This is a genomic window from Gracilimonas tropica DSM 19535 (assembly GCF_000375425.1).
Taxonomy (GTDB): domain Bacteria; phylum Bacteroidota; class Rhodothermia; order Balneolales; family Balneolaceae; genus Gracilimonas; species Gracilimonas tropica.
Genome location: NZ_AQXG01000002.1, coordinates 287,536 through 301,068, shown reverse-complemented (window position 1 = coordinate 301,068; position 13,533 = coordinate 287,536). Strand labels below are relative to the sequence as shown.

The window sequence follows — 13,533 nt, the reverse complement described above, 5'->3', positions numbered from 1 at the left end:
AGATTAAGTTCTTATTTAATTAGGGTAACCTTCTGTGTTCTTATCCAGCGATTAGTTGCAGTAGCGTATTCCAGTTTTATCAGATATATACCGCTTGACATATTTTTGGCATTCCAGCTATACTGAAAAGTACCGGGGTTTTGGGAGCCATCAACTAAAGTAGAAATCAGTCTTCCGGTTACATCAAATATTTTTAGAGATATTTTTCCTGCTTCGGGGATCTGATACGAAATGGTTGTATTTGGATTAAAAGGATTTGGATAAGAAGGTAATAGTTTAAATCCTTCTGGCACAATTAAATATTCTTCTTCATTTGAGGTTGGTTCCTTTTTCGCGGCTACAAAGCGAATAGCATCTGCAACGATATAATTATTTACATCTCCACCGGTATTTGAAATGATCACTTTATCAGAATTTGTCCCTGTAAATTCAAATTCTCCAAGTTTTACCCATTGTGAGTTGTCGGTGCTTTGGTCTGCAAATACCGTATCTCTTCCATTAGCATGTAGTACAACATATGCTGCTTTTTTACTTCTATTGAAGGAGGATACCCACCACCCGTAAAGTTCATATAAATTTGCTTGGGGTAAATTAGCATTAAAGGCAACAGTTTTAGAGCCATCTCCACCCAATGTTATAAGAGAAGGAGTGTCTCCATAATAGCCGGAGTTAGCTGATTCACTCCATCCCTCACTTACTGAGGCACTGTCATCACCGGTATCTATGATTTGTTCAAAACCGACAATAGGTATTTCCGGAATAGAGTCAGAGGGTACGATTGCCAAAAATGTAGCCAGGCTTCTTTGGAACGTGCTGCCATTTGGGCGGTTAACCAAGGAGTCTTCAATGACCATTTGACTCGATCCTCCGCCATCCAGGTTTAAAGCTTCAGTAGCTCCCAGGTCTATCATGATTTGAGCAAGTTCAGGAAGGCTAACGCCTTGGGAAACATCCCCTTGTCGACCATCCACTACCATCAATATTGCTTTTCCATCATCTGTGTATCCTACTGCAGTACGAGGATCGGCATTGTCTCTGCCGACTCCGGATCCCCAAAATATTTCTTCATTATAGCTTACATGAACTGAATCACCTTTCACTAATACGGGGCCGCCACCAACCCCCATAAACGGATCATTATACTTTAACCCATCTGCTTTTTCGGGCGCGGGTAAAGGATCGGTATTTGAACTTGAATAAGGCAACGGTGCATCGAACTTAAAAAGATTTTCGAGCCCTCCTCCGAAATGATAAATCCAATCGACCGACATACTCCGATCCTCGCGGATACCAAACATGCTGCGAATGACCGGATAGCTTTGGGAATTTCTAGTTAAAGAACTCACATTTTGTGCTAAAACACGCCCGGGTTGAATAAGAGTGGAGTAGCTTACGTCACCCCCAAAGAATCCTCCATTTATAGCGGCGTAAACATTTTTCCGGGAAGCGAAATCAGAGATTTTTTCAGTACCGCCTTTTGCAAGGTATGGAACTAAGGCAATGTTTTTGTTCTTAAGATCGACTTCAAAATACCAACCTTTAAATGCCGGTGTTTCTCTGACCCCTTCATAGAATTTTACCCCGTCAGGTAGACTAACCGTATTTGTTTTCTCTGTCCATGTTATTGATTGAGAAAATAAGTTTGGCTGATTGACAAAGAAAATTAAGAGTGCGGTAAACAGTATCGTTTTTTTCATGCTTTGTATCCTTTTTACAGTAGATAGGCCATTGTTATTTCTTAATCAAGAAGCATAATGTGCATAAATGGACATAATTTGTAAAAATGCCGATGTTGATTTTTGATTGAAGAATTCAGATTACGGAGTCAACTCACGATGATAAAACTGAAAGGTACTTTTTTAGATGAAATTACTCATGACATTCCTTCCCAAAATTGGACCAGAGAGGATTGGGTTAAAGATTTTGACGCAATGAAAGCCGTAGGCATTGATACGGTGATACTGATTCGCGCAGGCTATAAGCAACATACTGTCTTTAACTCCGATGTACTTTCAAAAAATATGAATACATATCCTGTTTATCACGACCTTTTAGATTTGTTTCTTGAGCAAGCTGAGCGATGTGATATGGATTTCTTTTTTGGTTTGTACGATTCGGGGAAATACTGGGTGAACAAAGAATATCAAAAAGAGATTGAGCTCAATAAAGAATATTGTGATGAAGTAATACAAAAATATGGCGACCGAAAAGCTTTTAAGGGTTGGTATATAAGCCATGAGATCGGCCGGTACGAAAAAGGGGTGTTAGATGTATATGAAGAAATGTCGGTTCACCTTAAGAAATTAAAAGATCAACCCATATTGATTTCACCGTATGTACATGGTGTGAAACAGTTTGCTGTTGATGCGATCTCTTTTGAACAACATACTAAAGAATGGAGAGAAATCTTTGAGCATATTGCCGGCCATATTGATATTGTAGCTTTTCAGGACGGCCAGGTTGGGTTTGATGAGCTCAAAGACTATTTAGAGGTGCATAAGGCCTTGGCTGATGAATTCGGTTTGGAATGCTGGAGTAATGTAGAGTCTTTTGACCGTGATATGCCTATTAAATTTCCACCTTTACCGTTCAAGAATCTAAGATATAAAATGGAGTTGGCTGAGAAAGCCGGAGTAGAAAATCTTATTACCTTTGAATTTTCCCATTTTATGAGCCCGAATTCTATGTATCTATCTGCGCATGGGTTATATAAACAGTATTGTGATTGGTTAAAAGACCAGGGATTCGATATTCCTTCGGTATAGATTTATGAAACATTTATGATAGCATCCGAATGGGCAAAATGAACAAAAACATTATTACTTATTACCGTCAGAAATTTGAAAAAGAACTATTTAGTTCAGTGATTCCCTTTTGGGAAAAATTTTCCCCGGATAAAAAAAATGGTGGTTTTTATAATTGCCTGGATAGAGATGGTGCAGTCTATGATACCCGCAAACATATATGGTTACAAGGACGACAGACTTGGTTGTTCAGTAAGCTCTACAATACCGTAACTCCAAAGGAGGAGTGGTTGGAAATGGCGGAAATGGGAGCCCGTTTTCTCCTTGAGAAGGCAAAGCGAAAGGATGGAAGAGTGTACTTTTCAACAACAAGAGAGGGTAAAGGCCTGTGGATGCAGCGAAAAATATTCTCGGAGTGCTTTTATATAATGGCGTTGGCAGAGTATAGTCGTGCTTCCGGGAATACAGAATTTATGGAAGAAGCTAAATCAGTTTTTCACGATGTTTGGCAGTGGTCAAGCGATCTTTCAAAGGTGGGAAGACCGATCTATGAAGGACAAGAAGAATCACAAGGGCTCGCTATTCCTATGATATTGTTAAACCTTATTGAAGAAGTAGCGGCAAACGATTGGGAAGATTATAAAGAGGAGATCAAAGAATGTATTCGCCGGATGTTACTGCATGTCCATTCTGAAAGAAAACTGGTTTTTGAAACAGTAACTCCCGGGGGCGAATTTATTGATGACATCGAGGGCAGGCTCTTGAATCCCGGCCATGCAATTGAAGCAGGATGGTTTCTTCAACATTGGGCTCAAAAGCTGGACGATAAGGAACTTTCTCAAACGGCTGTGAATATGGTTAGGTGGTCTTATAGAAAGGGCTGGGATAAAGAGCACGGAGGTATATTCTACTTTCTTGATTCAGAGGGTTACTCACCAACCCAACTTGAATGGGATATGAAGTTATGGTGGCCTCATACTGAGGCTGTATATGCCCATTTGTTAAATTACTCTATCACAGAAGAAGAACAAGATTTTAGATTTTTTGAGCAAGTGTCAGAGTATAGTTTAAGTCATTTTCCTGACCCGGAACACGGAGAATGGTATGGATATCTTAACAGGAGGGGAGAACGAACACACCGGTTTAAAGGAGGCCCCTATAAAGGCTGCTTCCATGTACCAAGAGCATTGCTTTTAAGTTGGAAACTATTGAAAAAGTTGGAAAGCGATATCTAATTAATTCGGTCCTAAAAGTAGAAAGGCAAAACCTCTTGCAGGATAGATTCATTGTATTCAATTTCATCCGGATTATAATCGGCTTTTGCTAATATTTCTTGATGTGTAACTTCCGGAATACGTGCTACAATATCTTGAAGTAAATCCTGCTGAACTTCTTCAAACTCTCGATAAACTTTTCTTTCGGATAGAACTTCGAGGAACTCCCAAGTTCCATTTAGGAGGTAGGGACCCCACAGTGTTATACTGTTTTCAGTAACTTTAGCATTTGCTAATTCAAACACAGGGTGAGAAGCATGTTTGATGGAGTTAAGTGATACCCGATTTTTTTGCCAGTGTTGCTTAAAGTTACTCAGCGTATTTTCTTGGTCTTTGGATTTTAGCAATTCTTTTAAGAAAATTCTTGCTGTGGTCGAATCTTCAAAGGAATAGGTGTTAAATTCTACCACTTTATTCTTGATATAGCGATCTTTCCACTTGTCATACCAGGTTCCGGCAATGCGGTTTAGGTTTAAAGTATCTGCTAATGCATTTTTGTACGCAAGGTTAAGAACACGAACACGTTCAATCTCTATTTCTTTTTGGATTTCCTCCTCTTTCTGAATCCCCTCTTTTATCGCTCTATCACTGAAGAATTTATCTTTCAGCAATGTTTCAAGTGCCGGTCTCAAATTTGGCTGAAGTTGCCAATAAGGGATATTGGGGAGTCTCATCATAAAATCGGCTACGGTAAAAGGGGTACCGTCAAGAACAGCCAGAGTTAAATTTGGAGACAGGCTGTCTCCATGGTAAGAATTTGCTTCCTTGTTTAGAACAGCAGGTATTTGATTGTTATTACTTGGCAGTCTTGGAGCCAGATAATTCCATAAGCGGTTTATATTTTCAGGATAAACAGCTAATTCGGTTCTTGATAACACCGAATCAATGAATTTCACGCTTTCTTCCTCAAACCTTCTTCGTTTCAGCACGGTCTGAATTTTTTCTTTGGCATTGTTGAAAGTGGTTTTGTCGGCAAAGAAAGTTTCTTCTTTGTTGACCATCCTGAAGATGTGCCACCCTGCCAAAGACTGTACCGGCTTTGAATTTTCATGTATTTCCAAATCAAAGGCGGTTCTTTCAGGAGCAAGATCCATTTCATTCCAGTTTACCCATCCCATTTTAAATGCTTCTGCGGACTCTCCGGCGTCAAGCATAGATTCCATGGCCAGTTCCTTAAAAGAAGATGAATCTTGCTTTAAGCGGCTGTAGTAATCATTGATTTCTTGCTTTGAGGGAGCATAAATTTGCCACAGCTTTACTCTTGTGTTGCTTCGGCGGTAGGCTTCCCATACTTCATCTTCGTTTGGGGATTGTATGGCAGGCTCAATCCGGCTGCGAACAAAATGCCTGGCCAAGGAAGTTTCTCTTTTCCTGAGTAAGGCTTCACGAACAGGTTTAAGGGTGTCAAATTTAGCTTCTGATGCAATTTGTGCTACAATCTTGCGCTCAAGCAATCTTTGTGCAAAGGCTTTACGGTTTTCCATTGAATCCTCAATAGGTGCCGTACTTAGATAACGCACATATTGCGTTTTAAAAACTGGTTCAGAAAGTTCGACTGATCTCCAAGAAGCCACAGAGTGGCTGAGTTCCTTTTTTTGGCATCCAGATACTGTCAATAAAGCAACCCATAAAAGAAGATATAATCGTTTTGGTACCATGTTACTTTTGCTTTCTTAACCTTAAAGTCAAGATTTGGTGGGGTTTTACTTCAATATCAAATGAGGATCCCCCCACACTCACTTTATTACCCTCAACCCACTGCTCCAACATATTTGTTTCAACATAGCATTCAACATCAAAACCTAAATTAACAGCAGTAGAAACGGTATCATCTGAAATATTATATACTCTTAAAATGATATCATTATTGTGAGACAAAGGCTTAAAAGCCGATAGCTGAATTCGGGGATCTTCAATTTTAAGATATGATTTCTGGCGAGGCAATGGGCCTTCTTGAGGTAAATTATGCAATACTGGGAGTTCGCGGACATAGACGGGATGGGCAAATGCCTTGGCTTTTCTAACTATTGCATAAATATCTGATTTTGAAGTACCCCACGATAATTCAGAAGATAATTGTCTCAGGCATTGAGCCTCAGGTGTAGGAATTTTTGGTCCGGCATGGGGCCTTCTAATGGAACCGTTACTGACGGATAAATAACCAACCGCCCGGTGTAAAGTAACCGCGAAATATGATGTTCCTTGCTTTTCAATCAGCTCGTACTCATTTAATCCCTTGTTGGCAATCCAGGTAATGTGAGAAGTGCTTTTTGCAAAACAGAAGTCGTTCTGAAAATTAGTGGTATAATTTAATTCACCGGGATATTTTTCATATCTGCCATTAGATTTTTCCGGTTCAATAACAGGCCTTTTGGTATGCTCATAGATCATAAAATGACCATCTGCATGACTTACATCAGTTTTAAAACCAATTGGGAGTAAAACTCGAAGGCGTCCGTTTTCAGCTACATTTTTATAGGAAACTTGTATTGAAAGTTGATCTTTGTTAAAAAGATCAACGTGTACTTTAATTGGGATCGTAATGGTTTCCCGGCTACCTAAATTCTTTGGAACTTCAATTGAATAGTTCGCCTTTAAAGTTTGGTTACCGGAACCCACTTTCGCATTTATAAATGTGCTGTAAATTTCTTCAGATGCTTTGCTGTAGGAATAAGTGTCCCCGTCGTCCTGTGTATATTCAAAAGTGATAAAATCAGGAAAATCAATTTTGTGCTTTTTATCAGTAACATGGAGACCGGTTCCTGTTATCCTGATTTCATAATGCTCGTTACTAATGAGACCATTTGTAACAGAAGGTAGATCTTTGGGTGCTAAATCGGTTTCTAAAATACGAATCAATTTATAACCGGTGGCCGGAAGATCAGTTTTGAGGGATAATTTGTATAATCTGCCCCATGTAAATTGTATAAATTCTGCTTTCAAGAAGGGAGCTTGGGTAGAAAGAACATTAAGTCCAAGTTCATTTCCATTTTCGTCAAAAGCCTTTAATTGTCTCTCAGGTAAAATTTCATCTTCTTCAAGTTCCTTGTTAGGAAATACTACGGTGGCTTCAACCCACTCATTCTTTTTTGGAAAAGGGTGAGGGTTGAACACAAAAACATCTCTAAAACGCCCATCGATATTTTCTAAATATTCATTATTGAAGCCTGACTTACAAAGCCCTTCCAGAGAGCTTACACAGATATTATTGCTATTCTCAATAACATGCCGGAACCGTACTTCATTGTCCTGGTGAACTCCATCGGCACTGCAACCGCAAATATCATCATGGGGGTGATTCTTGAGTAGGGTTTTCCAGGCATGATTTAAGAAGGAATCCGGAATGGGGAAGTCAACCAGATCATTGGCTATAACAGAAACAGGTTCTGCTATTCCCTCAAGCATGCTTTGTGCTTTTTGGTTTTGCTGTTTCAAATAAACGCGGGTGGAATAGACATTCAGCAGGATGGGGTGATCTTCATTTCCAAGGAGGTTGCCGGTATAAGAAATTTCAGTGTCCACTTTTTGGGCTTCTTGCATAAAGTCTGAAAATGAACCATGCTGAATTTCAAGATCGGGATTTTCTTTATTCAACCTTCGTAAGAGTTCAGGTATTTCAGGTTGCTCCGGCATATGATCCATGCCATTATTTAATAGAAAAAGATTTTTTGGGTGGAAAGAACCCAGGTTTGATAGGGTTTGCTCTATCTTTTTATCCGCATTTTTGATATCCGGTTTAACACAATCAAACCGCCCAATTTCTTTGGTATATCCTAAATTCGAAGCATTCAGATACCCATCTTTAGTATTATAGGCGAGAACACTATCGTCATTGGGCGCTACCCAGTTAAATAACAGTGTATTTTGATCTTCTACTTCTTTAGGCATGCCTCTCATAAAAATGAAAGTAGAGATATCAAACCCTTTTAGAATTTGAGGAAGTTGTGCAATATGTCCAAATGGATCCGGGACATAGCCAACATCAAGTCGCCCTCCATATTCTTTTGCCATCTTGTTACCGATCTGAAGATTGCGGATAATAGATTCCCCACTTACAAGAAAAAGGTCTGGAAGTATGTACCAAGGCCCAATGATTAATTTATTTTTTGAGATGAGTTCTTTAAGAAGGGAAGCATTCTCAGGCCTGATCTCAAGATAATCATCTATTAAAATGGTTTGGCCGTCCAGGACGAAACATCGAAATGAATCGTCCTTTGAGAGTAAACTAAGTATTCGGTCAATCATACCAACTAATCTGTACCGAAACTCTTCAAATGTTAAATACCACGCTCTATCCCAGTGGGTATGAGAAACTAAAATTGCTTTTCTTTTGATGCCGTTCTGCATTTGGGGGTTTTAAATTTTGGGTAAATGTAATAAAAAGGTCATAAAGTGCATAATAGTTATTTATGTATTCATAATCAGCTTAAGGGGCAATTTAACCTTTTAGACTTAAGGTAGTTACAAGATTTTAGAATTAAAATTGTAACCGCTTTTTTAGCTTTTAACACTCAAAAATAACCAAAAAAAATTATTCTTTAATGAATTGACAAACTCAAAACAGTTAAATATAATGAGAGGGCTCATTGGGCATAAATTATATACATAATGAACATTGAGTTTTTAACAACGATAATGAGTGAGGAATGATATGATAAACAAGCTACTATCAACGGTTTTTACACTAATATTAATGACGACTGTTTTACATGCCCAATCTCCGGCAGTAGACAACCTTTATAGGGTGGCGTTGAATGGCGATACGGTCACTGTAGATGGCAGTCTTGAGGATTGGAGTGATGCGCAATGGGTTTATTTAAGTGTTGATCATCCTGCATATCAGATTATCAATCCAACACAAAATTCAGGTCAATATCCTTCCGCACCTACAGATGCAAGTGGATGGTTTGCTGTTAAGATGGATGAGAGTAATATATACTTTGCGATGAATGTCAGAGATGAAAATAATCCCATGATATCAGATGCAGACGATGCCGCAAATCTTATTAACTATGATCATTTAAATGTTTTCTTAGGCTTATACGATATTGGTCCTGATGCTTATCTGAATCCTCACACAGAATTACTCAGCTCAGATGAGGGATATAGTCTGACAGATCCTGTTTCTGATGAACAGATCTATACAGGGAAAACGTTTAGAATCGCTCCTCAATACGATAATACTACTACTACCTTAGGTCCTGATTACCAAATTGGAGTAAGGGCTGTAGAGTATGGAGCGGCAGATTCTCCGATAACTTATAACTACGGATATGTAAATGCGGAAATCCCAAATACCGAAGTAGCAACCTCTCTGTGGGATGATTCAAAAGGATATACCCTTGAATGGAAAGTTCCTTTTGAATCTCTTGCGGGGAAGCTTGGTGCCGAATCCGGGGACTTTGCAAACTTTGAATGGCCATTGTATTCTCCTCAAGATGGGGATGTTATATCGTTGGATGCGACCATAGGAGATGCCGATGAAGTTTCAAATGGGACACCTGATACTGAGCGTTTAACACTTGGTACCGGAGGCGGGCTGGATACTTTTTCCAGTAGATTTGGTTTTCGGGGTTTAGTTGTGGATATGTCAAATAATCCAAATAATACCCCAAGGTGGACGTACAGTATAGATTATAAAGAATCTCAGGATGTATCTATTGATGCCGATCTCAGCGACTGGCTGGATGCACCCTTTATGGCAGTGAATCAGGATATTCCCAATTGGGTTCTGATTCAGGGGACACCCGATTCTCCGGATGACTTCAGCGGATATTTAGCCATTAAAATGGATACAGCAAATATTTACTTCGCAGTTCGGGTCCGTGATGAAGGTACCCCTATGATAGAGACATTGGATACTCCAAACTTAGCTTTTCAGTATGACCACCTAAGTGCGTATTTAGGGTTATATGATATCAGTGATATTCCATCCAATCCGCATGTTGAAGGTGCAGGGGAATTCGAAATGTATAACTTTAGAAATGCAGGGACAGACTCGGCTTTCACTGATACTATTCCGGCTACTCGAACCTATCGAATAGCGGATGAATATGACAATGTTGAATCTACCAGAGGCGCTGATTACCAGCTAACCCTCAGAGCGCTACCTTATGGAGATGAACCGGTAGATCCTGAAGATTATAATGGCGCATACGTAGATACTGTAATCTTTAAGGGAAATTCAGCTGCTGCAGTGAGAACACCTGACGAAACAGGATATATTATGGAGTGGAAGCTTCCATTTTCAAGTTTGGCAGGACAAATTAATAACCGAAGAACCCGTTCTGAATATTTTGGTTTAGAATGGCCATTATTTGTTCCTGAAAACGGGAAGGTTATTTCTTTTGATGCAGATCTGACAGATAAAGATGAGGGAGAAGGGGCTCGGACTGCGAACCGCTTTTTAAGATTAGGCAATAAACCTTCACTTTGGAGAGATTCCAAAAGTTTTATGATGCGTGGTGAAATTGTTTTAACCAATGAAAAAGTGGGAGTTTCTACAGAAGAAACGGAGTATGCAACCGACCTGCCTAAAAGCATACAGTTAAAGCAAAATTACCCGAACCCTTTTAACCCGAGTACTAATATTCAGTTTACTATTCCGCAATCCTCACAGGTAACGCTGAAGGTTTATAATGTGCTGGGACAAGAAGTAGCCACGTTGCTTCAGGAACGCAAACAAGCAGGAACCTACACTGTCCGCTTTGATGCAAGTAGCGATCTCTCAAGTGGCATCTACCTATATAGGCTGGAAGCTGCAGGAACTATTCTTACAAGAAAACTGACACTTATCAAATAAATAAGGAGCCGCTGTCCGGGTGCATTTTGCATCCGGATGTATAGGGGAGGATTAATGAGCTTCATAAGGTGTATTCTACTTACAATTTTCATTCTTTTTGTTTCAATAACTGGTGGCTTTGCACAAACTACAGGCAAAATCTCCGGTAAAGTAACAGATGTAGAAGGAAACCCGCTTCCCGGTGTGAATGTAGTATTGGAAGGAGAATTAAAGGGTAATGCCTCAGATGTGGATGGGAACTACTTTATCCTCAATGTACGTCCGGGTACTTACACGCTTGTAGCATCCATGATTGGTTTTAAAACTGTAAAGGTTGAAGAAGTACAAGTTTCTGTTGACAGAACTACGAAAATTGATTTCCAGTTACAGGAAGAAACTTTTCAGGGGGAGGAAGTTACCATTGTTGCCAATGCTAAAATGATCACTAAAGATCAGACCTCTGCATCAGCAAAAGTAAGTGGAGATGAGATCTTAAACCTTCCCGTTAATAATTTTACAGAAACGGTATCGGTACAAGCCGGTGTATCTAAAAGTGAAAACGGATCTCTTCATATCCGGGGAGGTCGAAGCAGTGAAATCAAATATTATGTAGATGGAGTGGCTGTTTCCAATCCATTCAGTAATGCATTAGCCACGCCAGTAGAGAATTCTGCAATACAAGAAGTTGAAGTCATTAGCGGAACTTACAACGCTGAATATGGACAAGCTAACAGTGGTATTATCAATATTGTAACCCGTGATGGTAGCGATGAGTTTAAAGGTACATTTATAGGGAGCGTTGGCAGTTATGCAACCGGAAACCCTAATAATTTTTACGAAATTGATGAGGCATCCTATGTAGGGGAACAAAGTTATGAAGGTTCTCTTTCAGGCCCAATTGTTGAGAATAAACTTACTTTTTTTACAAACCTGAAATACACCAATAATGAGGGATGGTTATTTGGGAGAAGAGTATTTCAACCCAGCGACTCTTCCGACTTTTCATCAAACAACCCAAGCGATTGGATTATAGAGTCAACGGGAGATTCCTCAGTAGTTCCCATGAATTCCAGGGAAGGACTTACAACAATGGGAAAGCTTACTTATAGGCTAACCAATAATCTGAAGTTTACCTATTCACTCACCCGATCCAACTCTGAGTCTAATTTTTACCGCCATAATTACCGATTAAATCCGGATTATTTACCGACCCAAAGAAGTACTTCTTACAATCATCTGTTGACGGTAAATCATGTATTGAATGATCGCACTTTTTACAATCTTAGGTTAACAGCCTATACCACAGACTTTTCACAATATAATTATCAAGACCCTTTTTCAGAGAAATACAGATACATAGACGGGAGAAATAATCAGCCTGCAAACGTATTTAACACCGGTGGAGTGGATAATTATTATTTAGACAGAACAAGTTCCACTTATGCAGCCCGCTTTGATATTACCCGACAGTTTGGAACCGAACATCTGGTTAAAACAGGGATCGAACTCAGATACAACGAGCTTGATTTCGAAGAATTTTTTATTCAGGCAAGAAGGGTTGATAACCTTGAACGTACCATTCCTCCTATTTCTTCAAGGCTACACAACCAATATAATCAAAGCCCTATTGAAGCAGCTGCTTTTATTCAGGATAAAATTGAGATCTCTGATCTGATCGTAAATGTAGGTTTACGGTTCGACTATTTTGATGCCCGGGGTACGGTTCCCACCGATCTTAGGGATCCTTCCAACTCTGAAGGGCTTCCTGAAGATCAGGCATACCGGGCCACTGAAGTAAAATGGCAACTAAGTCCCCGAATAGGTTTTGCATTTCCTATCTCTGATAATGGAGTTATCCATGCTTCTTATGGCCAGTTTTTTCAGATCCCGGAATACTCCCGCTTATATGAAAACCCTGAATTTGAAGTGCAATCCAGTAATTTCACACAATTTATTGGCAATGCAGGGCTGGATGCACAGAGATCTAATACTTATGAAATAGGTCTGCAACAACAAATTGGAGACTATGTAGGCATAGATGTAACGGCCTATTACCGGGATATCCGGGAATTGGTTGGCACTACTTTGTATGAAGCAAGAACCGGTGGAGATACCTGGGGGCGGTATGAGAATACAGACTTTGGTCGCGTTCGTGGAATCACTTTTTCAACCGACATCAGAACCGATATTGGTTTAATGGGTTCTGTAAATTACACCTATCAGTCAGTAAAAGGAAATGCAAGTGATCCTAAGCAGGCGTTTTTCAATGCACAGCAAAATAACGAGACCACAAGGCAGCTACTTCCCTTAAGCTGGGATCAGCGACATAATATTTCCGGTAGTTTGACCTATTTACAAAACAACCTTACGGCTGGCCTGTTGGCTACTTTTCATACCGGCTATCCCTTTACTCCTGAAAATGTACAGCGGAATGATATCACTGTACTCAGAAATCAGGCGCGTTACAATGCAGAATTTATCGTGGATTTAAGAATAGGATATCGGGTTGAGCTCTATGGGGTTACAGGCCAGCTATTTTTTACGGCCGAAAACTTGCTCAATTTTTACCGACAAGACCGCGAACCAAAGATTTTTGAATCAGAGATTGAAGCTCATATTTCAAACGGGAATAGCCGAATTAATTCCTTAAGAGATTATTTGACCAATCCGGTTTTGCAACCTGCACCCAGATTATTGAAGGCAGGTCTTCAGTTTAATTTTTAATTCAGTTTTT

7 protein-coding genes are annotated in these 13,533 nt (G+C 39.6%); 4 read left to right on the top strand and 3 right to left on the bottom strand.

Going from position 1 to position 13,533, the window contains the following annotated elements; all coding sequences use genetic code 11:
- Window positions 1–11: 11 nt before the first annotated feature.
- Window positions 12–1,697 carry a phosphodiester glycosidase family protein gene (locus B151_RS0104955; protein ID WP_020402503.1) on the bottom strand — a complete coding sequence of 562 codons (1,686 nt, stop codon included), beginning with the start codon at window positions 1,695–1,697 and terminating at the stop codon, window positions 12–14.
- Window positions 1,698–1,835: 138 nt separating this feature from the next.
- On the opposite strand from B151_RS0104955, the gene B151_RS0104950 reads away from it, so the two are divergent.
- Both B151_RS0104950 and B151_RS0104945 read left to right on the top strand, forming a co-directional pair.
- Complete coding sequence (locus tag B151_RS0104950) at window positions 1,836–2,765, top strand: DUF4434 domain-containing protein (protein WP_020402502.1); 930 nt, start codon at window positions 1,836–1,838, stop codon at window positions 2,763–2,765.
- A 38-nt stretch (window positions 2,766–2,803) separates the two neighbouring features.
- Window positions 2,804–3,979, top strand: coding sequence for an AGE family epimerase/isomerase (locus B151_RS0104945; RefSeq protein WP_211207822.1), 1,176 nt, complete (start codon window positions 2,804–2,806; stop codon window positions 3,977–3,979).
- An 11-nt stretch (window positions 3,980–3,990) separates the two neighbouring features.
- On the opposite strand, the gene B151_RS0104940 is transcribed toward B151_RS0104945, so the two are convergent.
- Together B151_RS0104940 and B151_RS0104935 are read right to left on the bottom strand one after the other, a co-directional pair.
- Window positions 3,991–5,502 carry a peptidylprolyl isomerase gene (locus B151_RS0104940; RefSeq protein ID WP_211207821.1) on the bottom strand — a complete coding sequence of 504 codons (1,512 nt, stop codon included), beginning with the start codon at window positions 5,500–5,502 and terminating at the stop codon, window positions 3,991–3,993.
- A gap of 175 nt (window positions 5,503–5,677) precedes the next feature.
- Complete coding sequence (locus B151_RS0104935; RefSeq protein WP_020402499.1) at window positions 5,678–8,365, bottom strand: alpha-mannosidase; 2,688 nt, start codon at window positions 8,363–8,365, stop codon at window positions 5,678–5,680.
- Window positions 8,366–8,711: 346 nt separating this feature from the next.
- Here B151_RS0104935 and B151_RS19390 point away from each other — a divergent pair, with 346 nt between their 5' ends.
- Together B151_RS19390 and B151_RS0104925 are read left to right on the top strand one after the other, a co-directional pair.
- Window positions 8,712–10,820 carry a T9SS type A sorting domain-containing protein gene (locus B151_RS19390; protein WP_020402498.1) on the top strand — a complete coding sequence of 703 codons (2,109 nt, stop codon included), beginning with the start codon at window positions 8,712–8,714 and terminating at the stop codon, window positions 10,818–10,820.
- Between the two features lie 54 nt (window positions 10,821–10,874).
- Window positions 10,875–13,523, top strand: a complete 2,649-nt coding sequence (locus B151_RS0104925; protein WP_169332186.1) for a TonB-dependent receptor — start codon at window positions 10,875–10,877, stop codon at window positions 13,521–13,523.
- Window positions 13,524–13,533: the final 10 nt, after the last annotated feature.